Genomic DNA, 25,377 nt, shown 5'->3' on the forward strand with positions numbered 1-25,377 from the left:
TGGTGTTGCCGCAAAGGGTACCGTCGAGCGGGGCGACGCCGAGACTCAGGCGTGTGCCAGAGCGCTAGTTTCCGACTGTCGCTCGCTGATGCCGCCGGCCCGCTGTTGCATCAACCAGGCTATCGCCGTGCAATAGCTGAGGTTGGTTTGCAATTCGTTGTCGGGGTCACTCAGGAAAGCGCGCTGGCTGGCCAGCCCTCTCACCCTGCTGGCCAGATCCGGATTAAACGCCAGATACCGGTCCCACAAGTCACGGTGCTGAGCTGCCGTGATATTGAACAGGCCAAGGCCTTCAGCTCTCACGGAAAACAAGCCAACATCGGGTGAACTGATTGCGGCGTTGAGTAAGAAGGATTCGCGATCCGGTGTCCAAGCCCCCATATATTCCAGGGTCGGTCGAATCACATGGTCTCTCAGGTGTTCTGCAGTAACGTACATAACCCATTCCTCGCAGGGATGACTAATCCGTCAGGCGCTGCTGTTTCATTCTTATGGTTGCTGCTTTGTGGCCCGGTTATCGTGAGAAACGTCTGGAGAAACTACCCCGTTCGCGTCTTTTCCCGACTCACGAGAGACTTTTTAGCACAGTTATAAATAAAATCCAATAAAAATAAAGGGTTGTGGCCTTTAATTCACATAGATTTTGGAAGTCGTCGCTAAACTAGTTTTATTGTAGGCGAGTGGGGGCGAAGCTGCAGAGCTGGACCATGCTAAAATCCTTAAAATGATCACGAAAAGCTGCAAATGACTAAAAAACTGTCAGTAATGCTCAGCCGCCTGCAATCTTCACCTGGTAACCGAGTTTTTCCAATTCGGATTTTAGGGTTTCGCGCTGGTCGCCCTGAATTTCGATCACATCGTCTTTGAGTGAGCCGCCGACGCCGCATTTTTTCTTTAATTGCTTGGCCAGCGTTTTCAATGCATCACCCGCCAACGGCACGCCTTTCACTAGTGTCACGGCTTTGCCGCCGCGGCCCTTGGTTTCGCGGTGCAGCCGCACTATGCCGTCGCCAGTTGCGGCGGGCCTGGCGTCACCGCATACGCAGCCTGTGACGGGGCGGTGGCACTGTGGGCAGAGTCGGCCGCCATCGGTGGAATAGACCAGGCGGCTGTCCGTGTTTTTTTGCTTACTCATGGTATGACCGTGTATTTATTGCAAGGCGGGCAGTATATTAGGCCGCTGTGCCCGCGCAAGTCGGAATAGCCAGGAGAGTATCGGGAATGTCAGCAGACATCGACACGCTGAAACAACAAATGATGGAATTGCAGAGCCAGCTCGCGTTTCAGGAAGATGCCCTTGGTAGTCTGGATGCAGCGCTTGCGCAGCAACAGCAGGAGATTCTGCAGCTGCGTCGCCAGGTGCAGCTGCTGCGGATACGCCAGCAGGAGCAGGAAAATCATCAGGAGGCGGGCGCTGCCAGTGTGCCGCTGGACGAAAAACCACCCCACTATTAACCGTATTGGAAGGGAGCCCATCCATGTCAGAAAGTGCCCGTCAGGATACGCCGGAACAAGCTGAATTTCGCCAGTTTTGTCGCCAGTGGTTGCAGGCAAACAAACCCGCCGCACCGGATGTCCGGTTGCCGCTGTCACCGCTCGAAATTATGACAGAACCACAAATGTCCTATCTGCAGATATGGCAGAAATCGGCCTACGAGGCGGGGCTGGTAGGCTGCGATTATCCGGTTGCGGTCGGCGGTGGCGGTAGAACCGATTGCCAGCGCGTTGCCAACGAGGAAATGATTCGTGCGCGCACGCCCTTTATGCCCAATGTGATAGGTCTCGGTATGGCGGCCCCCACGGTGTTCTACCACGGGCAGGACGCACTGAAAGAGAAACTGTTGCCACGCCTGTTTTCCGGAGAGGATATATGGTGCCAGGGTTTCAGCGAACCCGGGGCCGGTTCGGACCTCGCCAGTGTGCAGACGTTCGCAGAGCGCAAAGGTGATAAATGGGTCATCAACGGTCACAAGGTTTGGACGTCGCTGGCGCACTTCGCCGAGTGGATGATCCTCTTGCTGCGTACCGACAAGTCGCATAAATACGAGGGCCTGTCTTATTTTGTCGTGCCGATTCGCGCGGCGCTGGGCAAGGGCGTGACTGTGCGTCCGCTGATCAAAATTACCGGCGAAACCGGCTTTAACGAGGTCATCTTCGAGGATTTGGAGGTCGATGACAGCTTGCGTCTCGACGAACTGGGCAAGGGCTGGCAGGTGGCGATGACGACACTGCTGCACGAACGTGGCGCAGGCGAGTTGCAGACGCCTCGGTCTGGCGGCATGAAGAGCAGTGCAACACATGCGACAAACACGGCTAACCTGATCGAATTGGCACGCAACACCGTGCGCAATGGCCGCCCCGCGGCCGATGATCCTGTGCTTCGGGATCGCATCATGCAAATGGTCATTCGCGAGCAGGGGCTCGCCCAGAACCAGCGCCGCTCGCGCGTGTCTGCATTGCAGGATCACCCCCTGCGCCTGCAGTTGCAGAACAAACTGCTGGCCAGCGAAATTTCGCAGGACACAGCGGCTCTTGCCGTGGAAGTAGAGGGTGCAAGCGCCTCCCTGTACCTCGGAGATGAAAATGCACCGGCGGGAGGCCAGTGGCCTATGGCCTACATGAACTCCTACGGCATGACGATTGCTGCGGGAACCAGTGAGGTGCAGCGCAATATTCTCGGCGAGCGTGTGCTCGGCCTGGCGAAATCGAAATAGGGGGCGATCATGGCACAACCGGATAATTTTGGCTTTGGAGAAGAGGCCGCGATGCTGAAGGACGCAGCTCGAAAATTTTTCACTGAGCATTTTCCCACCGATAAACTGCACGCGATGGTGGCCTCCGATACCAACCCGGAGCGAATGAGCAGCGCTGCATGGGATACCGAGCTCTGGCAGCAGATGGTGGAACTCGGCTGGACCTCACTGGCTGTGCCTGAGTCCGCCGGGGGTATCGGCATGCCACTGGTTGCCGTGGCTGGGCTGATTGAGGAGTTGGGTCGCGCAGCGTTTCCCTGTCCGCTATTGTCCACGCTGAATGCGACTTACGTGCTCGCCGCCTGTCGCGGCGGCGACGCCGCCCTGGCCGAAATTGCTGAGGGGAAAACGGCGAGTATCGCCATCACCAACCGTCAGGGCTCCTGGGATAGCGCCGACACTGATGTGCAGTACGCACACGGAAAATTGCGCGGGACCGCGTGGTTTGTGCAGGATGCGCGCAAAGTTGATCGCCTGCTGGTCAGTGCGCAAACCAGTTCCGGCCAGGGGCTGTACTGGGTTGCTGTCGACGCCCCGGGTGTTACCGTTGTCCCTGATGCCATCGTCGACCTGACGCGTGATCAGGCGCATATCAGCTTTGACAATGTCGAGGCCGAGGAGGTGGACAGTGATGGCCTGGCCAGCCTCGCAACGTCCATGCCTGCGATCTGGACGCTGCTTGCCGCCGACATTACCGGCGCCGCCGAGTGGCAACTGCAGACGACGGTGGAGTACGTCAGTACCCGTCAGCAGTTTGAGCGCACGCTGGGCTTTTTCCAGGCCGTCAAACACCCGCTGGTGGATGTGATGGTTATGATCGACCAGTGCAAGTCGCTGGTCTATAACGCTGCCTGTGCCTACGAGACGGAGCCGGCACGCGCTGCAGAGACCGCGCATATGGCCAAGGCTTCAGCCAGTGAAACAGCGGCCTTTGCATCAGGGCGCTCTGTGCAGTACCACGGCGGTATCGGGTTTACCTGGGAATGCTTTGTGCACCTGTACTTCAAACGCCAGAAACACAGCCAGCTACTGTGGGGTGATGCCGCGTGGCACCGTGCCCAACTCGCCAATCTGCTCATTGGCGAAGTTGAATGAGGCAGTGGGGTGCCGCACTGATCTGGAAAACTAAACATCGAACAGCGCGAGGCTGAGACAGTGAATTGGAAAACCGCAGTACTGATTCTGGTGGCTTTGATCGCAGGTTTGGGTGTGCTTGGCAAAATGGCGGTGCGCTCACCGCAGGCGCCCGCCCACCAGGTGTTCATCAACGGCAGCATACTCACCATGGATGCCAACAACCCGGTAGCCGAGGCGCTGTCGACTCGCAAGGAGCGTATCGAGAAGGTAGGTACCACAGACGAGATTATGGCGCTAGTCGATGAAGATACGGAGGTGGTGGATCTGCGCGGTCGCACCATGTTGCCAGGGTTTATCGATGCCCACGGGCATTTTCCCGGCTCGGGTTTGTCGGTGATAGCGGCCGACCTGAACAGCCCCCCGATCGGCAGCAATCTCACCATCGCTGATGTCTTGGAAGCGCTTGAGGAGCAGGCCGAAAAAATGGCACCGGGCGAATGGGTGAGTGGCTTTGGTTACGACGATACCCTGCTGGCCGAGCAGCGCCATCCGACCCGGGAGGAACTCGACAGCGTGTCCACCGAGCACCCGGTCGTAGCGATGCACGTTTCCGGGCATATGCTGGTAGCAAACAGCGTCGCGCTTGAGCGCGTCGGCATCAATGCTGATACGCCCGACCCTGAGGGCGGTATCATCGGACGCATGCCCGGGTCTCAGGAGCCCAATGGCCTGCTGGAGGAGACGGCCAGGCTGGAGGTTATGCGCGAACTGCAGGATATGAGCCTGGTCGATACCTATCGCCTGATAAAATCGGCGGCCAATGAGTATTCGGCAATGGGCGTGACGACAGCACAGTCCGGTGGTGTCACGCCGGAACTGGCGATGGGTCTGTCACTGTTCAGCAAGCTGGGGGTGATCCAACAGCGGCTGATCCTGTTTCCGTTTGAAACGGAGTGGGGGGAGCTGTTGTTAAATGGCGAGTACGACCCGACTGACTACAACAGCGATAAAGTGACCATGAGTGCGGTGAAACTGGTGGCCGATGGAAGTATACAAGGCTATACCGGATATCTGAGCGAGCCTTACTACACCCCGTATCAGGGTGATGCCGATTACCGCGGGTATCCGACGCTTTCCCGCGAGGAGTTATTTGATCAGGTAGAGGTGCTGCACAAGGCCGGATATCAGCTCGCCATCCACGGCAACGGCGACGCCGCTATTGAGGATATCCTGGATGCGTTTGAGGCCGCCCAGAAAGTGCACCCGGTGGAGGACCCCCGGATGATACTGATTCATGGCCAGATGGCGCGCAAAGACCAGATCGCAAGAATGAAAGCACTGGGCGTAACCCCGAGCTTCTTTACTGCCCATACCTGGTACTGGGGCGACCGCCATCGGGACATTTTTATGGGGCCGACACGCGCAGCGACCATCAGTCCTTCCAAATGGGCGCTGGATCACGGTTTGCGCTTCAGTTCCCATCTGGATACGCCGGTGACGCCAATGGAGCCGCTGCAGGCTGTGTGGAGCCAGGTTTTTCGCATAACCACCGGGGGTGACGTGCTCGGCCCGCAGCAGCGCATCGGGGTGATGGAGGCGCTGCGTGCAGTCACGATCGATGCCGCATGGCAGGTTTTTCAGGAAGATAACCGCGGATCGCTGAATCCGGGTAAATATGCCGATCTGGTGGTGTTGTCGGGCAATTTGCTGGACGATCCCAAGGCGATGCGTGATCTCAAGGTAGACCTCACTATCATTGGCGGGGCGACGGTCTACAAAAGCCAGTGAAATGCTACCCAACCCGGGGTAGTTTGTGCCGCTGGACGTGGACAGTGGCAGGGCATTCGGATATAACTGTAGCGAGGCTGTGGGCATCATTTCGCTCTGGCTAAAATGGACACGTGGGAAAGCGACTAATAACTATGTATCGCTATATTGTCGACAATGCCATGACGTACACCCCGGACGATCTCGTGCTGTTCCGAGAGTCACCGTTTGCCGTCTGGATGGAGCGCCTCACAGTAGAGAACCCCGAACACGGGATTCCCCCGGATCTGGAAAGCATCAGCACCTATCCACAGTCCCCGCAGCAGGATGATATCGTCGCCACGCTGCGTTCCGAGGGCCGAAATGTCGCCGTGATCGAGGAAGGTGAGGTAGAGCCTGACCGCCGTGTCGCGACACTCGAAGCCATGCGTCTTGGCGCAGACTTCATTGTCAATGGGCAGCTGGCGTTCGGCACACTCTCCGGTACTGTCGATTTATTGATGCGCACCAGTGGTTTCTCTGAGCTGGGCGATTTTCTCTATATCCCCTGTGAAACCCGTGTCGACAATTCGCTACAATCGCCTTTCCGTCTTTGCTTTGCGGCTGATCTACTGGCAACTCTGCAGGGCCAGTTACCAGCCCAGATGCTGATTATTCGCAACGGTGCAGAGGTCGTGCCTCTGCAGACCGAAGATCACATTCATTACTATCGCGCGGTGCAGCGGCGGTTTTTCCGCGCGATGCACAACTTTCGCAAACACCGCATGCCAGATCCGTCAGAGTCAGCACATTTCGGGCGCTGGGCCGAGTGCGCCAGTGAAGTTCTTAAGCAACGAGCGGCGTCGGAGCCTCAGCTGGAGCGGGAACCTGTCCAGGAAGCGCCAGAAGAGGTTGTACAGGTGCCGCAACTGCGTGTCGCCAGTGGTGCAAGCGCCGGGTCACAGTACGATGTAGAAGTCGCAGGGGCGGAATTTGCCGCCTCCGCTACACGGGGGGATGCCAGCGTATCCATGGATACCAGCGCGGGTGTAACGCTCGCCGAGCAGGCGCGTATGCTCAAGCCGGGCAGCTACGGTAAAGGCAAGCCGCCCGGTCACACTCCCAGTCTGGCGCGCATTGGCATCAAACCGCGAGCTGTGGCAACCCCTGCTCCCGCCGAATCACTGACTGAACCCGCCGTTGAACAGCCGGTTGAGCCCTCTGTCGAGCCCATCATGAAAGCGCCAGATGCTGCTCCTGTTAACGCTAAGCACACTGTCGAATCCGCGCCGGACGACGCCCTGGATAACCTGGAGTTTATCGGCAGTGGTCCGGGTAGTGTCCGTGATAGTAGCGCTTACGATGCGGATATCGGCGAGGCGATAGCCAGAGCACCGGCCCCAAATTTGAGACACACGCCAGCACGTGATGTCGACAGCGCGTCCGACAAAAGCCCGTCTGATGTGGTGTCGCTGCGAGAGCGAGAGCCGAGGCCGCCTGTGTTCCTGCCGCCGGACGAAGAGCAGGATCAACGCTTGGACGATGAGGTCGCGATGTCTGCGCCCAGGGAGCAGTTGAGCACGCATTCTCACGACGATCGCACGGAACCCGATAGCGACGAGTCAGACTCAGTGATAGATTTGGACAGCGCCCCCCCCTCGGGCCTCGCGCCAGTGGTGCAGCGCGCAGAAGAGGTGTTCAAGCGGTTCATCCACGATGATCCGATGTTCAAAAAGACGGATACTGAAAAGCCATCCGGCACGGCAAACTTCAGCAGCAGCCTGCAAACCAGCGAAGAGTTCGACGAGAACTGATCTCTGTACCCGGCGCTGCGCTCAGCTCGCCCTAACGCAACAGGCTGAAACAGTTGCGTACTTCCGCCAAAAACTGTTGCGGCTGCTCCAGCGCTGCGAAATGCCCGCCACGTTCCAGTTCATTCCAGTAGATGATGTTCGAATAGCGCTTTTGTGCCCAGCGGCGGCTGCCGCGAAACAGCTCCCGTGGGAAAATCGATACGCCTACGGGCATCGTGATCGGGTCCATACTGGGGTTGTTGAAACTCTCCCAGTACAGCCGCGCGGAACTGGCCGCGGCGTTGTTGAGCCAGTACATCATAACGTTGTCAAGTAACTCATCCTTGGTGAGGACGTTTTCCGGGTGGCTCTGTCCATCGGCTTCACAATCTGTCCAGCCATGGAATTTTTCCACGACCCAGGCCATCTGCCCAATGGGTGAATCTGCCAGGCCGTATCCCAGTGTCTGCGGGCAGGTGGACTGCTGTTTTGAATAGCCCGCGCCTTTTTCTGCGTAAGCGCCCATGTCGGCCAGTGCCAGTTGTTCTTTTTCTGTGAGGTCATTCATGGTGTCCGGGTCCGGCGCTACAATTGGCATCGTAATGTGAATACCCGCGCAGTGCTCGGTTTCTGTAACCCCCATACTCTGTGTAATCATGCTGCCCCAATCACCGCCCTGGGCGACATAGCGTGAATAGCCCAGGCGCTTCATTAACTCGCCCCACATGGCCCCGATTTTTTCCACCGAGGTGCCAGTGGTAGTGGGTTTGCCGGAGAAACCGTAGCCGGGCAGGCAGGGAGCGACGACGTGGAAGGCATCGTTTTCACTGCCACCGTGGGCTGTTGGGTTGGCCAGCGCATCGATAATCTTGTGGAACTCGACAATAGAACCGGGCCAGCCGTGGGACATGATAAGCGGCAGGGCATTTTCGTGCGGGCTCTTGACGTGAATGAAGTGGATGTCGATGTCGTCGATAGTAGTGACAAACTGCGGCCAGCTATTGAGCTTCTTCTCGAAACGCCGCCAGTCGTAGTCTGTCGCCCAATACTCTGCCAGCTCCCGGGTGTAGGCCAGCGGTATTCCCTGACTCCAGTCGTCGCAGGTTTCCTTATCTGGCCAGCGCGAATTGCTGAGACGTTGTTTCAAGTCCTGCAGCGCGGCATCGGGAATGGCTGCTGTGAAGGGGGTGATGTCAGTGCTCAAAATACTACTCCTCTGTCCAGACTCTGCGCAGCGGTTCACCAAAATCGTCGTAGATGATTTTGCGGCGCATTCGGGGTAATCGGTTCTTGGGGCCGGTTTTGGTGCGATATTTCTCTTTGCGTCGCGCTTCTATCGCAGCGACTACCTCTGGAACCAGTGTGCGTGGTGTTTTTGGTTCGATAAATAAGCGGCGATTGAGGAATGCTGGCGGATCGCCCGGGTTGTTGCCGGAGAGGCCCCGTGGAATTTCATTGACGGCGCCGCCCCTCTTGAGGAAACGCTCAGTCTCCTCAATAAGCTCGTCGCGAATATCTGCTTTTGAAACGGGTTTTTTCAAGAATTCCCTGTGCCCGGATGGCGCCTGTTGTCAACGACTCAGTATAACGATGTGGCGTCAGAATTACAGGCCATCGTGAGGCACGCCAATACCCTCGACAGCCTAATTTTTCCCCGGGAATCCGGCGAGGGTAACCATTCTGCTCATCAGTTCAAGCATGTCGGTCAGTTCCAGGCCATACACGGTATCGACCAGCAGTGACTCTTCGCTGTCGACGATCAGTCCGGCATTGCTCCAGCCCCAGCTGCTGTGGGGTGCCAGCAACGCGTAGGCGCCCTTAGACGCCGGGTGCAGGCCGGCAGTCAGGCTTGTTGTCATAGTGATTGATCCCCCTGCCGTTCAACCTCTAATATTAACGCGGATCCAGACAGAAAGCAGGTCTCGGGTTTTCGTCGAGGGCAACAATCTGGTTTAATGCAACGCAATTTAACTGTGGAATCCTATAATGAATGCTATTCGGTCGGTCATAGTATTTGCCTGGATCGTACTAACAGTGATCCCCGTCGGGCTTGTGCTGGTATTTTGCTCGTTGTTTCTCAGTGACAAAAAACTCTGGTGGTGGTTTGCTGCACCCTGGCTCAGGGGCGTTGTCGCCGCTGCGCGTATCGTGGGCGGAGTGAAATATCGTATTCAGGGTGAAGAAAATCTCCCCAGCGCAGAAGATATGCGCCGAACTATTTTGTGCCCCAAACACCAGTCGACCTGGGAGACGTTTTTCTTTGCCAGTTTTACATCACACCCGCTGGCGTATGTCTTTAAGAAAGAGTTGTTACGCATCCCCGTATTCGGCTGGTGCATCGGGCGCCTTGGCATGATCCATATCGACCGCTCGCAGCGCAACAAGGCCTGGGCCAAGGTCGCGGAGCAGGGTGAAAAATTGATGAACCAGGGAAAGTGGATCATTATGTTTCCGGAGGGGACGCGCGGCGAGCGCGGATCCAAAGGGACTTACAAATCGGGGGCAACCCGCCTGGCCGTCGCGACAGGGGCATATGTCGTGCCTATCGCGGTAACTTCCGGGCGTTGTTGGCCAAGGCGGACGTTTTCCATGATTCCCGGGACTATCGATGTGTCGATCGGTCAGCCCGTGTCGGCGGAGGGACGTGAACCAGGCGAATTAATGGACGAAGTTGAACGATGGATTGAGGCCGAAATGCGCAGACTGGACCCGGAAGCCTATCAGTCATAGAGACACATCAATCGATGTGCCTGCAGCGCATGAATATACATTTACTTCAACTTGAATAGCAGGAGCACTGCATGTCAACAGCAAAGAAAGTTCTATTAGTGGTTTATGCCATTCTGGCAGCGCTTGTTCTGGTGCAGGGCGACACTGTCGCCGGTGTCTGGGCCATGAGGCTACTGGCCATTCTCATCCTGATTCACCTTCTCGAAACCGCCGTCTACTTCAATCTCTGTAAGCAGGCACCGGGGTCGTTGGGCAAACATTTGTTCAACGTGTTTTTGTTTGGTGTGCTACATGTCAATGAATTAAAGGCCGTGCAGCCCAAGTCTTGATGCTCCAGCGCAATCGCGTCCAAAGCACACTACCAAATTATCATATCAACCTTAACTGTAAGGAGTTCGACAAGTGACAGATGCTTATATAGTGGGTGCCGTGCGCAGCGCGGGTGGCAAGAAGAATGGACGCTTGTCAAAGATTCACCCGATTGACCTTGGCGCAGAGGTGGTGGACGCACTCGTGGCTAAAACCGGTGTGGCAGTGGGCGAAATAGACGATCTTATCTTTGGTTGCGTGTCGCAGGTGGGGGCGCAGTCTAGCAATATCGCGCGCAATGTCTGTCTTTCATCCGTACTTGGCGAGGCAGTACCGGGCACTACCGTTGATCGACAGTGCGGATCCGGGCAGCAGGCCATGCACTTTGCCGCGCAGGGCGTACTCTCCGGTACCCAGGACCTGGTCATTGCGGGTGGAGTGGAGAGCATGAGCCAGGTACCTATCGGCGCTAATATCATCGATGGCTTTAAGGCCGATCACGGTGTGCCGTATGGGAAAAAGATCTCCGAGCGTTATCCGGGTGTGCAGTTCAACCAGTTTGCCGGCGCAGAAATGCTGGCAACAAAGTATGAACTGACGGCGGATGAATTGAATGCCTTTGCGCTGGCAAGTCACATGAAGGCGAAGCGATCAGTGGAGGAAGGCCGCTTCAAAGATGAAATTGTACCGATAGAAGTCGAGCTGGAAGACGGAACGCGTGAAATGCACTCCCAGGATGAGGGCATTCGTATGGATGCCACGATCGACGCAATCGCCGGTTTACAGCCGCTGCAGGAGGGTGGTCTGCTGACGGCTGCCAATGCCTCCCAGATTTGCGACGGCGCGGCCGCTGTGATGATCGCCAATGGCGCAACCTGCAAGCGACTTGGCCTGAAACCACTGGCGCGTATCGTCGCTATGAGCGTGGTGGGCTCCGATCCCGTCATCATGCTTGAGGGGCCGATACCTGCGACAGAAAAAGTGCTGGAGCGGGCCGGAATGAGCCTCGATCAAATTGATTTATTCGAAGTGAACGAGGCGTTCGGCTCTGTACCCCTGTCTTGGGCCAAGGCGCTGGGTGCTGATCTGGACAAGCTGAATGTCAATGGCGGCGCACAGGCACTGGGGCACCCACTTGGTGGCACGGGCGCGAAACTGATGACAACACTGGTACACGAGCTGCATCGCAGCCAAAAGCGTTATGGCCTGCTCGCGATTTGTGAAGGTGGCGGGACCGCCAATGGCACAATCGTTGAGCGTGTCGACGCGGTACTCTAACGGTCTGGCCGCGGCTGTAATCACCAACTGAGGCGTAGCAGGTCTTCTAGAGCCGGTATTGTGTCGGCTAATCGACAGTCCGTAAGGATTGCGGGAGGCACCGCTACGTTTCTTTTTCAATCCTGCCATATAGGCGTATTTTTGCGCAGCGCTTGGGTCTACAATCTGGGCAGATTCACTATAGGAGGCTGATATGGGATTTTACGACAAATACGTATTACCGCGGTTTATCAACTGCGCCTGCGGTACCAAACCGATTATGAAACAGCGCGAAAAAGTCGTCTCACAGGCCACAGGAACCGTCCTGGAAATTGGTATCGGCACCGGCCTGAATCTGCCGTTGTACGATGCCAGCAGGGTGGATCGCCTGATTGGTCTGGACCCGTCTGAGGAATCCTGGGAATTGGCAGCAGAGCGAGCGGCGCACCTTGATTTCGACGTTGAGTTCGTCGGCCTGCCAGGGGAGCAGATTCCGCTGGATGATGCCAGCGTCGATACGGTGCTTGTGACGTTTGCGCTGTGCACCATTCCCGACCCGGTAACCGCCTTACAAGGTATGGCCAGAGTACTGCGGCCGGGTGGAAAACTGATTTTCTGTGAGCATGGCAAGGCGCCTGATCGCAGTGTCTGTAAATGGCAGGACAGGATCAATCCATACTGGCGACGATTAGCCGGCGGTTGCAACCTCAATCGGAATATCCCCCAGTTGTTATCGGACGGTGGGTTCGCCGTATCTGAGTTGCACCGGGCCTATCTGCCGAGTACACCGAGGATTGCCGGGTATAACTACTGGGGCAGTGCCGCTCACGCTTGATTTCCAAAGCGACAGCTCTGGCGACGCTGCTACCTGCAATCCGCTGGTGTGTTGGCCTGTTGCTGCTTGTTCCGCTGACTGTGCAAGCGGCAACGCTGGAATATTCCGTAAAGGGCATCAAGGGCGAGCGCCTGAGAAATGTCCAGGCCTATCTGGGAGCCCCGCCGGACACTGACCAGGACAGGCTCAATTTTGTGATCTCGGCGCGCGCCAAGGTGCGCGAAGCGCTTCAGGCTCTGGGGTATTACAGTCCTGACATCTCGTTGGATGTGCAGCGCACCGACCCTGTCTGGTCACTTACTATCGCCGTGGATCAGGGTGAGCCGGTGCGCATTCGCGATATCGATATAGAGATAACCGGTGCCGCCGCCAACGATGACGTGATGATGGGGCTACTGGCCGATACCGGCCTCGTTGTCGGCGACAGGCTTCACCACGGCGTTTTCGAGAGTTTCCGTAGCAAGCTGCTGTCCACAGGACAACAGCGAGGCTATCTCAGAGGCAGCTTCTCACTCAGCAGGGTGGAGGTAAATGCCGAGGCCGAAAGCGCCGATATTTTTCTTCATTACCAGAGCGGTCCGCGATTTCGGTTCGGCGAGATACGCGTTGATCACACGCTGATTGATAGTGAGCTGCTGGACAGTCTGTGCCCTTTTCAACCCGGCGATTATTTCGATCAAATCAGTCTGCGTAAACTACAGTCCAATCTGCAAAAGACCAATTATTTTTCCAGCGTCATTGTGCAGCCTGTGCGCGGGCGCGAGTACGGTGAAATCGTGCCTATCGATGTGCGCTTGCAGGCAGCCAAACGACACAACTTTGAAGTGGGCGTGGGCTACAGTACGGATACCGAAGAGCGCGTTTCCATGACCTGGCGTACACCGCGAATCAATCGTTTTGGTCATAGCCAGGTCACCCGCGTCGAGTACTCACCGGTTAACCCCAGTGGCCGGTTTACCTATTCCATTCCCATCACAAATCCGCTCACCGATGTTGTCCAGTTGTGGGGGATGTTGGGTGAGAATGAATACGGCGATCTCGAAAGTCGGCAATTGGAAGCGGGCGTGCGGCGGGAGATCAAGGAGGGCAAGTGGGTCTATAGTTATTCGCTGCGCGGCCTGAACGAATCGTGGGACGATCTTAGCCGCAGTCCGTCTCACGATTACCTGTTGCTCGGTGGTTCGGTATCCAGCCGTCAGTATAAGGGCTCTCTGGTGGATCCCGAGGGTGGTTTTTCACAGCTCTATACGCTTGAAGGTGGAGCGCAGCATGTTGTTTCAGATATTGATTTACTGCGCTTCACGGCCGAGCTGCGCTATATCGTTACGCCCTGGCCACGTCATCGCCTGGTTATGCGAAGCGAACTCGGTGCGGTAGAAATTGCTAACGGTGATCGCAGTGATCTCGCCCCGTCATTGAGCTTCTTTGCCGGCGGCAACGAGAGTATCCGTGGTTACGCCTATCAGTCGATAGGTCAGGAGGAAACGTTGGTACGTGCAGATGGCAGTACCAAAACAGTGGTGGTGGGTGGAAACCGGCTGGCGATTGCCAGTTTCGAGTACCAGTACTATTTTACCGATAAATGGCGCGGTGCCCTGTATGTCGACGGCGGCGATGCCTTCGATGAAAGCCATTTTGACGCCAAGGTGGGTGCCGGCTTCGGTATTCATTACATGACACCGGTGGGTGCTGTCCGTTTCGAGTTGGCAAACAGCGTGAGTGAAAAGAACCCCGACTGGTATTTCCATCTGGCGATAGGCGCAGAGTTTTGAAGCCGCTTCGCCGCACACTGCTCGTTCTCCTGGTGTTTGTACCGGCTGCGCTTTGTGTAGCAGGGTTACTGGTGCTCTTTACAGAAGCCGGCACGCGCAGTGTTGTCCAGAGCGTGGAGCGGCTGCTGCCAGTGCGCATCGATTATCGCGGCGGTACCCTGGGCGGTCTGCTCCATTTAGACCGCCTGCAGTACGACACCGCCGATTTGCGCATCGATCTGCGGCGCATCGGTGCCGAGTTGGAACCGGATTGCCTGTGGCGGGCCGCGATCTGCTTTCGGCAGTTGCAGGTGGAGGAGCTGGATATCACGCTACTGACGGATGCGTCCAACGAGCAGGAACAGCGGTCTACTGGCGGTCAGGGGCCCGACTCGACGCCGCTTGAGTTTCCACTGACGCTTGAGACGCAGGCCCTGAACATCGCTTCCCTTCGCGTTGGCTGGAGCGGGGGACACTGGCAGCAGGGTTCACTCAGTGGCAGTGTGCGTCTGCAGGAATCCACAATTGAGGTGCATAGCGCGGTTATTGAACAGCCCAAACTGACCCTGTTTTCCAGCGACAACGAACAGGACGGACAAGCCTCACCCATAACGCTGCCAAGCATTGACCTGCCATTGACGCTGGCCGTGGACGAGCTTCATCTGGAAAAGCCCCGGTGGGATTTTTACGGCGCGGCACAGCAACTCGACGCACTTACCCTGCGTGGAACATGGCAGCGTACGGCGCTGGAGTTGAATACTCTGCAAGTGCTTAGCGCGGATCTCGGCGACATTTCGCTGAGCGGCAGTTTGGCGTTTTCAGGGCATTGGCCGCTGCAAGCACAAGCAAGTGTCGAGTTGCGGGAACAGTTTCACTATCCCGAGCTCTTCGATGGCTCCGTCACTCTGTCAGCAGACGGTGACCTGTCCGCCCTGGCACTGCGAGTGAGTTCTGACAGTGCGGTGAGCGTACAGGGCGATGTCGAGGTCGACGTATTGTCAGCGGGCATGCCGTTCTCGATGAATGCGACAGCGACATCCGGTGAATCACTCGCGCTGGCGGAGTTCGGCGCTGTGCCTGACGCGTTAAAGGACGCGACCTTGCAATTTCCTGTTGCCGTCACTGTCAACGGCTCCATCGAAGCGCAGTATTTTGAATTGCATGGGTCGGCCCGAGGGCTGGGCTACGGAATACTGGAGCTGGCAGTGCAGGGGCGGCACCAGAACGGACGGCTATCGCTGTCGGATCTCGCGGTAACGTCCGCAGAAGGCGACAACACAATGCACGCCAGCGGCGAGTTCCTTTTGTCGCCCGCTATCAACTGGTCGCTGGCATTGCAGTCCAGTGGGCTGGACCTTCCGGCTCTCAGTGACGTCGTGGTCGGTCGAGTCAATGGCAGTGTGCAGTTGTCCGGAAGCCTCCAAGGCCAACAGTGGCAGCTACAGGTAGCAGATATCGCCGTGCAGGGGCAGGTCAATGACATGCCTGCCAGTATTGTTGGCTTCACCGGTCTAGATAGCGAATTGCGGCTTGCACACAGCGATCTGCAAGCAGAGGTCAACGGCGCCCAGTTGACGGTGCAGTCTGCCACAGAGGCGGCTGGTAGTGCCCACCTTCGGCTTAAGGTCGACGATATCGGCCGCTGGTACGAGGGCAGCAACGGGCTGCTGGAAGTGGAAGGCGAAATATCTTCCGATCGAGATCAGGTTCAGCTAAGTGGGCGAGTGCTGCAGCTGAACTGGTCTGCGCTGCAGGTCGCGCAGGCAACATTTAGCGGTCACTACAAGGCTTCCGCCAATCAGTCTTTCTCGCTCGCTACTATGGTTAATGATCTACAGGTCGGCGCTCTGAGCTTCCCGGAACTGCAGTTGTCCGCGCGCGGGGATGCGCGCGCGCAGTCGATTGCTCTGGCCAGCCGCGGCGATGTGCAGGGAGAGCTCAATGTGTCCGGTACGGTAACGGGCGACACCTGGCGGGGAACACTAGCGCCAACCCGCCTGCAAACTCCCGTCGGCGATTGGGTGCTGGCAGAGCCAGTTGCGCTGAATGGTAAGCTCGCAGAGGAGCAGTTCACGATTGCGGGGCATTGTTGGCGACATCAGTTTGCCGACGTGTGTCCCGGCAGCGCAGTGCTCGGCTCGGGGGGCAATGGCAGTATTGCACTGCAGGGAAATCTGCAGATTCTGGCAGGCATATTGCCACCTGAATTGGACATGACAGGGGACGTGGAACTGCAACTCGATGCGCAGTGGCAGCCGCAATCCCCGGTGACAGTGAGTGGACGAGCTCAGACTACAGCGGTGGTGCTGACACAGTATTTTGAGGAAGGCGAGAGCGCGGAGTTCGGATGGGATGCAGCGGATATTAGCGCGCACACTACCGGCAAAGGCCTGCAACTTGATGCCGCTGTGGAGCGCGGCAGTCGTCGCATCCTGGCGCTGGAACTCCTGCTGCCATCGGAAAGGGCAGAGGCCATCAGCGGCACGATAACCGTTGATCAGATACGGATGGCAGGGCTGACACCGTTTGTTCCAGCGCTGTCACAACTCGCGGGGAAGCTCAGCGGTGAGATCTCCCTTGCTGGTACCATCGACAAACCACAGGGTTTCGGCAGATTGACACTCGCCGATGGTCACATCGCGCTGGAAGGCAACCCCACTGTGCTGGAGGATCTGCAGCTGACTCTGGATGTGCGCGACGCTGCGGCGAGTATTGAGGGCACAGGTGTTCTCGGTGGTGGCTCTCTGGAACTTACCGGTAGCTTGGAATTGCAACCGGAGCTGCGCCTTGAACTCGATGTCCGCGGGGAGAATCAATCCATCCTTTATCCACCCACCACTGAATTGTTGCTGTCGGAAGCGCTGCAACTAACCCTGAAACGCGACCTGTTGATACTCACAGGGAAGCTTACGGTTCTCGATGGTGTGCTGGAGATCGAGGAATTACCAGAGGGCAGTGTCGCGCTGTCGACCTCGGTTGTGGAAGTCGATTCCGATGGTGAGATTGTCCACGAGCGCTTTCCCTTCAAGGTGCGCATGAATGTGCAAATCCATATTGAAGACAGGCTTCGCGTTACCGGCAGCATGTTGGAAACCCAGCTCGGCGGCGATCTGCGCCTGCAGCAGAGACCGGGACAGCCGCTACAACTGTTCGGTAGCCTCAATACCAACGGCGGGGAATTTCGCGCCTATCAGGCACGCCTACAGATCAAGCGAGGCACCATAAGTTTTACCGGCCCGCCCACAAATCCTTCGGTGAGTGTGCGGGCAGAGCGGCGCATCAATAATAGCGATGTTACCGTGGGCGTGCATGTGCAGGGGCCGCTAGAGGACAATCTGCAACTCGATCTCTATTCTGATCCGAGCATGAGCCAGTCGGAGGCTATGTCGTATCTTATCCGCGGCAGGGGTATGGACGCCGGTGCCGGCCTCGATGGCACCACAGCCGCGCTGTCGCTGGCCAGCGGCGTGGTAAACCGCTCGGAACTGGTGACGGAACTCAACCGTATTCCAGGCCTCAGTCACGTGGAGTTCGGCGCCGAGGGCTCGGAAACAGATGCAACAGCGACGGTTAGCGGTTACTTTGGTGAACGCCTCTATCTGTCTTACGGGGTCGGTGTGTACGAGCCGGTGAACGTGCTGACCTCTCGTTTTTATTTTCGCTCGAGACTGTGGCTCGAGGTGGTCAGCAGTATTGAGAATTCTGTCGATCTTTATTATTCGTTTGATATCGACTAGCGAGTAGCGCATACGGCACGGTTATCGGGTTGATAGAGTTTGCGCGGGTGGCACGCCGCCTCACAATTCTGTAAATTTGGCAGAATTTTTCCACAGAGGCAGTTTGTACGAATGAATGCGCACACGATTATTGATGGCATCAATTACGGCCCACTGGCCGCACTGGTTGGAACCTGGCGCGGCGACAAGGGGGTCGATAGAGTGCCGGAACCCGACGGTGAGGATCGCAACCCCTACTATGAGACCATAGTGTTTGAGGCCGCGGGTGATGTGACCAATGCCGAAAAGCAGACACTGTCCGTCGTGCGCTATCACCAGCAGGTCAGCCGTAAATCAAATGACGAGGTCTTTCACGATCAGGTCGGTTACTGGCTTTGGGACCCGGCAGACAACAGTATTGTTGAAACCTTCACTATTCCTCGCGGCGTAGCCGTGTTGGCCGTTGGGACGCTCGCTCCGGCGAGTGCTGTCGATGAGGAGCTGATTTTTGATGTGTCCGCTGACACCAGTGGTATCGTGCAGGCACCCTTCATGTTCAAACAGGCGCGCACGACAGCGTTTACACATACGATAACAGTGAAGGGGGACAAGATGCGTTACACTGAAAACACTGTGCTGGACATCTACGACAAGAAGTCTTTTGATCATCGCGATGTCAATACGCTGAGTCGCGTCAGCTAGTGGATCCCCTCACTCAGGGCGTATTGGGTGCGGCACTTCCGCAGGCATCCAGTAAACCACGCTATGCGGCGACTGCCGGTTTGCTTGGTTTTTTTGCCGGCATGGCAGCCGATCTGGATGTGTTGATCCGCTCTGGCTCCGACCCGCTGCTGTTTCTGGAATACCACCGGCAGTTCACGCATTCACTGATTTTTATTCCGATTGGAGGAATACTCTGTGCGCTGGTGTTGCACGCGGTGCTGGGGCGTCGGCGGGGGCTGACATTCCGCCAGAGTTGGCTGTTCTGCACACTCGGTTATGCCACTCATGCGCTGCTGGATGCCTGCACGACATACGGCACGATGTTGTTCTGGCCATTCAGTGATGAGCGCATCGCATGGAATACCATATCGATCATCGACCCATTGTTTACGCTCCCGTTGCTGTTGGCTGTTGTGCTGGCCGCGCGGCGGCGCAAACCGGTGTACGCGCGTATCGGCTTGGTGTGGGCGCTGAGTTATATGGCACTGGGGTTGTGGCAGCGCAATGAGGCGCAGGAGATGGGGCAGTTGCTGGCGGCACAGCGTGGACACACACCACTGAGATTGGAGGCCAAGCCCAGTTTTGCCAATATCCTCGTGTGGAAAATTGTGTACGAAACCGAGGATCGATTTTATGTCGATGCAGTGAGATCCGGCTTGTCGCCGCGGGTATTCGAGGGCGACTCAGTGCAAAAACTGGATATTGACAGGGATATGCCGTGGCTGGACCGCAGCTCACAGCAGGCAAAGGATATCGAGCGCTTCCGCTGGTTCAGCAACGGCTATATCGCGCGTGACCCGCTGCATGCGCACCGGGTTATCGATGTCCGCTACTCAATGATTCCCAATGAGGTGTCGCCACTCTGGAGTATCGAGCTCGATCCGCTGCGCGGGCGCGATGTGCATGCCGATTACCTGGTGCACCGCGAAACGGGCAGTGCCGGGCCGGCGCGTATGTGGTCGATGCTGAGCGGACCCTGAGGCCGGAGGTTTTCCTGCCCCAGAGTCTATCGCTGAGATCTATTGATTGAAGACCTCGCGAGCGGCCGCCAGCGCCTTACCCGCGGTGATCGACGCGCCCTGACGCTGCAAAATGGCTTCCAGCGCGTTCAGGCAATAGACCACATTGCGCTCACTGCTGCCGAAGCCCATCAGGCCGATACGCCAGGTTTTACCCGCCAGCGCACCGAGGCCGGCGCCGATTTCCAGGTCGAACTCATTGAGCAGAGCCGTGCGCAGTGCCGCATCGTCAACACCCTCGGGTATCACAACTGAATTCAATTGTGGCAGACGGTGCTCTGGTGCTACGGCCATAGCCAGCCCCATCGCTTCGAGCCCGGCTACCAACGCCAGATGGTTGTGGTGATGGCGGGCATAGGCGTTATCCAGGCCTTCTTCCTGCAGCATAACCAGTGATTCATGCAACGCGTACAGATTGTTGATCGGTGCGGTGTGGTGGTAGGCGCGTTTACTGCCACTGCCCCAGTAGCCCATCACCAATTGCATATCCAGAAACCAGCTCTGGACTTTGTGAGTGCGTTCGTTGATACGCTTTACTGCGCGCTCGCCAAATGTGACCGGCGAGATGCCGGGAACGCAAGACAGGCATTTCTGGGTGCCGGAGTACATGGCATCCACTCCCCATTCATCGACGCAGACTTCTATACCGCCGACCGAGGTCACCGCGTCGACGATTGAAAGTGCGCCGCGGCTGCTCGCCAGCGTACACAGTGATTTGACATCACTTTGAACGCCCGTTGAGGTTTCGGCGTGGACAAAGGCGAGGATGGCGGCATCGGGGTGTTCATCGAAGGCGGCCTCGACCTTGTCCAGACTGACCGGTTCACCCCAGGCATCCTCAACCATCACAGCGGTACCGCCGCAGCGCTCGACGTTTTCCTTCATGCGCCCGCCGAACACGCCGTTCTGACAGACGATCACTTTGTCGCCCGGCGATACCAGGTTGACGAAACAGGCCTCCATTCCCGCAGAGCCGGGAGCCGAGATCGGCAGTGTCAGTGCGTTTTCAGTTTGAAACGCGTACTGCAGGAGTTCCTTGATCTCATCCATCAGTTTCAGGAACAGGGGATCGAGGTGGCCAATCGTAGGTCGGGCCAGTGCGCCCAGTACTCGAGATGAAACATCTGAAGGTCCGGGGCCCATCAGGGTACGCTGTGGCGGGTAGAAACTGCTGATCATGGTGGCGGTTGCTCCGTGCTGCAAAAATGTGGGGCAACGGTAGCAGATTTTGACAGTTGACTTAAGCTCACTGGCCAAATTCCCTGTATTGACGCCTGTGATATACGCAGGGCCTTCAAGTGGCTGGCCGGACATACCGTTCTGGCGTAGTATCGGGTCCAGAGAAGACCCAACAATAAGCGACTTGTCCAAAGCGCATAACACTCGCACTCATAACGCTCGGATAGGAGGTAACTGTGCATAGACCCTCGGTAGAACCCAATCTCGCCGGTACGATGTTGCGGCGCGCGCGGCTCAATCCTGAGCGGACAGCCCTGATCTTTGAAGAGCAGGCGTTCAGCTATGGCGAATTTTCCGAGCGTGTGTTGCGACTGTCCAGCTTGTTGAAGTCGGGCGGTATATGCGTTGGAGACCGCGTCGGCTATCTGGGATTTAATCACCCGGCCCTGCTGGAAACAATGTTTGCCGCACAGGCCCTGGGGGCCATCTTTGTGCCGCTGAATTATCGCCTGACGGCACAGGAACTGACTTTTATCATCAATGATGCGGGCATCCACACTCTCGTGGTGGACGACGCATCACGGCCAGTACTGGAACCCGTGCTCAGTGATTTGTGCTGCCAACAGTTTTTTACCAGCGAGAGTGCCGCCGACGGTTGGCGGCACCTGCCGACAGAACGGCCAGAGGCGCAGCCACTGGCCGACGCCGTTTCGGTCGATATGCATGATGTGGCCGTCATTATGTACACCTCCGGTACCACCGGTTTACCCAAAGGTGCGATGCTGACACATGGCAATATCGTATGGAATAACATCAATGCCCAGCTCGCATTCGGGGGCTCACGTGATGACGTGATACTGACAGCGGCGCCACTATTCCATATCGGCGGGCTGAATGTTATGACGCTGGGCTCGTTTCACACCGGTTCTACCGTTGTACTGCTGCGCAATTTTGATCCGGCACAGGTGCTGAAAGACTTTGAGCGGCATCAGGTTTCCCACATGTTTGGCGCGCCGGCGATGTTTCTGTTTATGTCGCAACATCCGTCGTTCGCGACGACCAATCTGGATGCTGTCCGCGTGCTGATGTGCGGTGCCGCGCCGGTGCCGGAATCACTCATTGAGCTCTACGCGGCGCGCGGCATTAATTTTTGCCAGGGTTACGGCCTCACTGAGACCGCACCGTTCTCCTCATTCCTTACGCCTGAATGGAGTCGCAGCAAGCTTGGTTCAGCCGGTCAAGCTCCGCTGTTCAGTGACACGCGGATAGTCGATGAGAACAACCAGCCAGTTGCTGCCGGTGTGCGCGGAGAGATCTGTATGCGCGGGCCCAACATCATGAAGGGTTACTGGAATCGTCCAGAGGCAACAGCCGCCGCCATAGACGCAGAGGGCTGGTTTCACTCCGGCGATGTCGGGTATTTTGATGAGGACGGTTTCCTCTTTATCTGCGATCGCCTCAAGGATATGGTCATTTCCGGAGGCGAAAATGTGTACCCCGCAGAAGTGGAGGGCGCACTGTACAAACACGATTCCATCGCTGAGGTGGCTGTGATAGGCCTGCCGGATGAGAAGTGGGGCGAGGCGGTAACCGCCGTGGTAGCGTTGCACGATGGACACGAGTTGACACTTGAGGAACTGCGGGAATTTGCCGAGCCGATGCTGGCACGCTATAAATTACCACTGCGCATGCATGTCATCGACGTGCTGCCACGCAACCCCGCCGGCAAAGTACTGAAGTTCGTACTGAAAGAAAACCTGCAGCAGTAGCTGCGAGATCTGCCCTAATGGCAGCCTCGCAGTGTTCAGTTCTGTGTCAGCCTTTTTCATCTCCGACATTGGCCTGGGCTGCTGCAATACGTGCAATGGGCACCCGGAACGGGCTGCAGGAGACGTAGTCGAGCCCGATATCGTGGCAGAACTGGATTGAGCGAGGGTCGCCGCCGTGTTCGCCGCAGATGCCGTACTTGATGCCTTTCTTTTTGCCGCGACTTTCCGTGATCGCCATCTGCATTAAACGTCCGACTGCGCGTTGATCCAGCGACACAAAGGGATCTACGTCGATCAGCTTTTCCTTGAGATATTTGGGTATAAACTTGCCGGCGTCATCACGCGAGAAACCATAGGTCATCTGTGTCAGGTCATTGGTGCCGAAACTCATGAACTCCACCTCAGGTGCAAGGCGGTCCGCGCCGAGTGCAGCACGCGGCGTTTCCATCATCGTACCGATCTTGTAGCGAATGGAGACCTGGCGCGCAAGCGTCAGTTCGTGAATACACTTCTCGATAATGTCTGTGATAAGGCGTATTTCCCGCACGTTGATGACCAGCGGTATCATAATTTCAGGGAGTGGACGGTAGCCTTTCTCGATCGCGTCTGCCGCCGCATTGATGATCGCCTTGACCTGCATTTCAGTGATTTGCGGGTACACGACTGAAAGCCTGCAACCACGAAAGCCCAGCATGGGGTTGACCTCAGCCAAGCGGTGCGCGATCTCCTGTATCTGTTCAACCGGTTTGCCGACCTGCGCCGCCAGTGCTTCCATATCCTCGCCGCCCTGTGGCAGGAATTCATGCAGCGGCGGGTCGAGCAGGCGTATCGTCACTGGCAGACCGTCCATGACGCGGAACAGCTCCAGAATGTCATCGTGCTGGAATACCTGCAGCTGATCCAGATAGGTCTGTCGTTCCTCGTCGGTTTCCGAGAGGATCATTGCGCGCATCACGCCGATACGCTCTGCAGCGAAAAACATATGCTCAGTGCGGCACAGGCCGATTCCTTCAGCACCTAGTTCTCTGGCCTTGGCTGCGTCTTCCGGTGTCTCGGCATTGGCACGCACGCGCAAGCGGCGGTGTTTATCTGCCCAGCTCAGCAATTCCTGAAAGTCGTTGCTGGAGCTTGCCTCGATTTTTGCGATGTCGCCCAGCATGACTTCACCGGATGTGCCGTCGAGCGTGATAATGTCTCCGCGCTTCACACAGACACCATCCTGCGTTGTTGCAGTGCCGGCGCTGGTATCAATGCTCAATGCACCACAGCCGGTGATCGCGCATACGCCCATACCTCGCGCAACCACAGCAGCGTGAGAGGTCATGCCACCCAATTCTGTCAGTACGCCAGCAGCGACGCGCATGCCGTGAATATCTTCCGGTGTGGTTTCACGGCGCAGCAGAATCACGCTGTGGCCAGCGGCGTTTTCTGTCTCTGCCTCTTCCGCCGAGAACACTACTTTGCCAGTCGCGCCGCCGGGGCTGGCGGGCAGCCCGGTGGCGATAATGTCCTGTTTCGCAGCGGGGTCGACCATGGGGTGGAGGAAGGCCTCAACGTGTTCGGGTGAGACGCGCATCAATGCCTCACGTTCAGTGATCAGGCCCTCTTTCACCATATCCACTGCGATCTTTATCGAGGCCCTTCCTGTGCGTTTGCCACTGCGTGTCTGCAGCATGTAGAACTTGCCGTCCTGCACGGTGAACTCGATATCCTGCATATCCCGGTAATGCTTTTCCAGCAGTGACTGGGTTTTGAAAAGCTGGTCGTACACCTCGGGCATACGCTCCTGCAGTGCGGAGACGGGCAGGGGAGTGCGTATGCCTGCCACCACATCCTCGCCGGCAGCATTGAACAGGTACTCGCCAAAAAACATACGCTCGCCGGTGGCGGGATTACGTGTGAACGCCACACCCGAGCCCGAGTTGTCCCCGAAATTGCCAAACACCATGGCCTGTACGCCAACAGCAGTTCCCAGACTGTCGTCGATATTGTTCATTTCGCGGTACACAACCGCACGCGGTGTGTGCCAGGAGCGGAATACTGCTTCCACCGCCATTTTTAGCTGCACGAACGGATCTTCCGGGAGCTCGGCCAGTGTCTTGTAGATGCGCACGATTTCCCGCCAGTCGTCGGCAGTCATTTCGATATCATCGGACTTGTTATTTGCCTGCTTGTAGCGCTCCAGTTCGTGTTCAAATTTATTGCCACCAACGTCCAGTACGACATCGGCAAACATCTGGATAAAGCGGCGGTAGGAATCGAAAGCGAAACGCGGGTTGCCTGTCTTGATGGCCAGCCCTTCGGTAATTTCATCGTTGAGCCCGAGATTGAGTATGGTATTCATCATGCCGGGCATGGAGACCGGCGCACCGGAACGAACGGAAAACAGCAGGGGGTTTTCCGGGTCACCGAAACGTGCGCCCATTTTTTTCTCCACGAGGTCCAGCGCCACGCGGTATTCCTGCTCCAGCAGGGATGGCAGTTTGTTACCGGCCTGGAAATACTCGCGACAGGTACTGGTGGTTATTACAAAACCGTAGGGCACCGGCAGCCCCAGGCTGGTCATTTCACAAAGGTTGGCGCCTTTGCCACCGAGGAGGTCTCTGTCATCCTTGCTGCCTTCATCGAAGAGGTATACGCGTTTTGCCATGAAATTGTGCCTGAGTGCTGTGATTCAAGGCGCGAGTATAGCCTCCCACCGCGCTGAGTGGGAGTCCAAA

The 25,377-nt window shown here is 57.1% G+C and carries 21 protein-coding genes; 14 read left to right on the forward strand and 7 right to left on the reverse strand.

What is annotated here, in order from left to right:
- Positions 1 to 45: 45 nt before the first annotated feature.
- A complete protein-coding gene (locus AC0L6S_RS04085; RefSeq protein ID WP_473427148.1) occupies positions 46 to 438 on the reverse strand; it encodes a hypothetical protein in 393 nt (130 codons plus the stop codon).
- Between the two features lie 331 nt (positions 439 to 769).
- Positions 770 to 1,135, reverse strand: a complete 366-nt coding sequence (locus AC0L6S_RS04090) for a translation initiation factor Sui1 (protein WP_473427149.1) — start codon at positions 1,133 to 1,135, stop codon at positions 770 to 772.
- An 86-nt stretch (positions 1,136 to 1,221) separates the two neighbouring features.
- On the opposite strand from AC0L6S_RS04090, the gene AC0L6S_RS04095 reads away from it, so the two are divergent.
- From AC0L6S_RS04095 to AC0L6S_RS04115, 5 genes are all read left to right on the forward strand, one after another.
- On the forward strand, positions 1,222 to 1,455 hold the full coding sequence (locus tag AC0L6S_RS04095; protein ID WP_473427150.1) for a SlyX family protein: 234 nt from the start codon (positions 1,222 to 1,224) through the stop codon (positions 1,453 to 1,455).
- Between the two features lie 23 nt (positions 1,456 to 1,478).
- On the forward strand, positions 1,479 to 2,714 hold the full coding sequence (locus tag AC0L6S_RS04100; RefSeq protein ID WP_473427151.1) for an acyl-CoA dehydrogenase family protein: 1,236 nt from the start codon (positions 1,479 to 1,481) through the stop codon (positions 2,712 to 2,714).
- 9 nt (positions 2,715 to 2,723) lie between these two features.
- Entirely contained in the window at positions 2,724 to 3,848 is a 1,125-nt protein-coding gene (locus tag AC0L6S_RS04105) for an acyl-CoA dehydrogenase family protein (RefSeq protein ID WP_473427152.1), read from the forward strand.
- A 60-nt stretch (positions 3,849 to 3,908) separates the two neighbouring features.
- The gene (locus AC0L6S_RS04110; RefSeq protein ID WP_473427153.1) at positions 3,909 to 5,618 is read left to right on the forward strand and encodes an amidohydrolase; all 1,710 of its coding nucleotides are present in this window, start codon (positions 3,909 to 3,911) and stop codon (positions 5,616 to 5,618) included.
- Between the two features lie 134 nt (positions 5,619 to 5,752).
- Positions 5,753 to 7,390 carry a hypothetical protein gene (locus AC0L6S_RS04115; protein ID WP_473427154.1) on the forward strand — a complete coding sequence of 546 codons (1,638 nt, stop codon included), beginning with the start codon at positions 5,753 to 5,755 and terminating at the stop codon, positions 7,388 to 7,390.
- Positions 7,391 to 7,421: 31 nt separating this feature from the next.
- On the opposite strand, the gene AC0L6S_RS04120 is transcribed toward AC0L6S_RS04115, so the two are convergent.
- The 3 genes from AC0L6S_RS04120 to AC0L6S_RS04130 form a co-directional block, all read right to left on the reverse strand.
- Entirely contained in the window at positions 7,422 to 8,573 is a 1,152-nt protein-coding gene (locus tag AC0L6S_RS04120) for an epoxide hydrolase family protein (protein WP_473427155.1), read from the reverse strand.
- A gap of 4 nt (positions 8,574 to 8,577) precedes the next feature.
- Positions 8,578 to 8,910, reverse strand: a complete 333-nt coding sequence (locus AC0L6S_RS04125; RefSeq protein ID WP_473427156.1) for a hypothetical protein — start codon at positions 8,908 to 8,910, stop codon at positions 8,578 to 8,580.
- Positions 8,911 to 9,012: 102 nt separating this feature from the next.
- Positions 9,013 to 9,228 carry a hypothetical protein gene (locus AC0L6S_RS04130; RefSeq protein WP_473427157.1) on the reverse strand — a complete coding sequence of 72 codons (216 nt, stop codon included), beginning with the start codon at positions 9,226 to 9,228 and terminating at the stop codon, positions 9,013 to 9,015.
- 127 nt (positions 9,229 to 9,355) lie between these two features.
- Here AC0L6S_RS04130 and AC0L6S_RS04135 point away from each other — a divergent pair, with 127 nt between their 5' ends.
- The 8 genes from AC0L6S_RS04135 to AC0L6S_RS04170 all read left to right on the forward strand — a co-directional run bounded on the left by AC0L6S_RS04135 (position 9,356) and on the right by AC0L6S_RS04170 (position 19,670).
- Positions 9,356 to 10,099, forward strand: a complete 744-nt coding sequence (locus AC0L6S_RS04135; protein ID WP_473427158.1) for a lysophospholipid acyltransferase family protein — start codon at positions 9,356 to 9,358, stop codon at positions 10,097 to 10,099.
- Between the two features lie 71 nt (positions 10,100 to 10,170).
- Positions 10,171 to 10,428, forward strand: coding sequence for a hypothetical protein (locus tag AC0L6S_RS04140; RefSeq protein WP_473427159.1), 258 nt, complete (start codon positions 10,171 to 10,173; stop codon positions 10,426 to 10,428).
- Between the two features lie 73 nt (positions 10,429 to 10,501).
- Positions 10,502 to 11,686, forward strand: coding sequence for an acetyl-CoA C-acyltransferase (locus AC0L6S_RS04145; protein ID WP_473427160.1), 1,185 nt, complete (start codon positions 10,502 to 10,504; stop codon positions 11,684 to 11,686).
- Positions 11,687 to 11,879: 193 nt separating this feature from the next.
- Positions 11,880 to 12,500: a class I SAM-dependent methyltransferase gene (locus AC0L6S_RS04150; RefSeq protein ID WP_473427161.1), complete on the forward strand. Its 621-nt coding sequence runs from the start codon at positions 11,880 to 11,882 to the stop codon at positions 12,498 to 12,500.
- Positions 12,497 to 14,272, forward strand: a complete 1,776-nt coding sequence (locus AC0L6S_RS04155) for an autotransporter assembly complex protein TamA (protein ID WP_473427162.1) — start codon at positions 12,497 to 12,499, stop codon at positions 14,270 to 14,272. The genes AC0L6S_RS04150 and AC0L6S_RS04155 overlap by 4 nt, the downstream gene beginning before the upstream one ends.
- A 71-nt stretch (positions 14,273 to 14,343) precedes the next feature.
- Entirely contained in the window at positions 14,344 to 17,988 is a 3,645-nt protein-coding gene (locus AC0L6S_RS04160) for a translocation/assembly module TamB domain-containing protein (protein ID WP_473427163.1), read from the forward strand.
- Positions 17,989 to 18,099: 111 nt separating this feature from the next.
- On the forward strand, positions 18,100 to 18,669 hold the full coding sequence (locus tag AC0L6S_RS04165) for a heme-binding beta-barrel domain-containing protein (RefSeq protein WP_473427164.1): 570 nt from the start codon (positions 18,100 to 18,102) through the stop codon (positions 18,667 to 18,669).
- Positions 18,669 to 19,670: a metal-dependent hydrolase gene (locus tag AC0L6S_RS04170; RefSeq protein WP_473427165.1), complete on the forward strand. Its 1,002-nt coding sequence runs from the start codon at positions 18,669 to 18,671 to the stop codon at positions 19,668 to 19,670. The genes AC0L6S_RS04165 and AC0L6S_RS04170 overlap by 1 nt, the downstream gene beginning before the upstream one ends.
- 39 nt (positions 19,671 to 19,709) lie before the next feature.
- Here AC0L6S_RS04170 and AC0L6S_RS04175 read toward each other — a convergent pair whose 3' ends face one another.
- On the reverse strand, positions 19,710 to 20,888 hold the full coding sequence (locus AC0L6S_RS04175; RefSeq protein ID WP_473427166.1) for a pyridoxal-phosphate-dependent aminotransferase family protein: 1,179 nt from the start codon (positions 20,886 to 20,888) through the stop codon (positions 19,710 to 19,712).
- Between the two features lie 236 nt (positions 20,889 to 21,124).
- Between AC0L6S_RS04175 and AC0L6S_RS04180 the strand changes: the two genes are divergently transcribed.
- Positions 21,125 to 22,657, forward strand: coding sequence for an acyl-CoA synthetase (locus tag AC0L6S_RS04180; RefSeq protein ID WP_473427167.1), 1,533 nt, complete (start codon positions 21,125 to 21,127; stop codon positions 22,655 to 22,657).
- 46 nt (positions 22,658 to 22,703) lie between these two features.
- On the opposite strand, the gene ppdK is transcribed toward AC0L6S_RS04180, so the two are convergent.
- A complete protein-coding gene (ppdK, locus tag AC0L6S_RS04185) occupies positions 22,704 to 25,307 on the reverse strand; it encodes a pyruvate, phosphate dikinase (RefSeq protein ID WP_473427168.1) in 2,604 nt (867 codons plus the stop codon).
- Between the last annotated feature and the right edge of the window lie 70 nt (positions 25,308 to 25,377).

The sequence above is a fragment of the Halioglobus sp. D3-4 genome, from assembly GCF_055809315.1.

Excerpts from the sequence above, each read along its gene's own strand:
- AC0L6S_RS04140 (WP_473427159.1), top strand. The coding sequence starts at position 10,171 with ATGTCAACAGCAAAGAAAGTTCTATTAGTGGTTTATGCCATTCTGGCA.
- AC0L6S_RS04100 (WP_473427151.1), top strand. The coding sequence starts at position 1,479 with ATGTCAGAAAGTGCCCGTCAGGATACGCCGGAACAAGCTGAATTTCGC.
- AC0L6S_RS04150 (WP_473427161.1), top strand. The coding sequence starts at position 11,880 with ATGGGATTTTACGACAAATACGTATTACCGCGGTTTATCAACTGCGCC.
- ppdK (WP_473427168.1), bottom strand. The coding sequence starts at position 25,307 with ATGGCAAAACGCGTATACCTCTTCGATGAAGGCAGCAAGGATGACAGA.
- AC0L6S_RS04090 (WP_473427149.1), bottom strand. The coding sequence starts at position 1,135 with ATGAGTAAGCAAAAAAACACGGACAGCCGCCTGGTCTATTCCACCGAT.
- AC0L6S_RS04135 (WP_473427158.1), top strand. The coding sequence starts at position 9,356 with ATGAATGCTATTCGGTCGGTCATAGTATTTGCCTGGATCGTACTAACA.
- AC0L6S_RS04175 (WP_473427166.1), bottom strand. The coding sequence starts at position 20,888 with ATGATCAGCAGTTTCTACCCGCCACAGCGTACCCTGATGGGCCCCGGA.
- AC0L6S_RS04115 (WP_473427154.1), top strand. The coding sequence starts at position 5,753 with ATGTATCGCTATATTGTCGACAATGCCATGACGTACACCCCGGACGAT.
- AC0L6S_RS04105 (WP_473427152.1), top strand. The coding sequence starts at position 2,724 with ATGGCACAACCGGATAATTTTGGCTTTGGAGAAGAGGCCGCGATGCTG.
- AC0L6S_RS04085 (WP_473427148.1), bottom strand. The coding sequence starts at position 438 with ATGTACGTTACTGCAGAACACCTGAGAGACCATGTGATTCGACCGACC.
- AC0L6S_RS04095 (WP_473427150.1), top strand. The coding sequence starts at position 1,222 with ATGTCAGCAGACATCGACACGCTGAAACAACAAATGATGGAATTGCAG.
- AC0L6S_RS04165 (WP_473427164.1), top strand. The coding sequence starts at position 18,100 with ATGAATGCGCACACGATTATTGATGGCATCAATTACGGCCCACTGGCC.
- AC0L6S_RS04130 (WP_473427157.1), bottom strand. The coding sequence starts at position 9,228 with ATGACAACAAGCCTGACTGCCGGCCTGCACCCGGCGTCTAAGGGCGCC.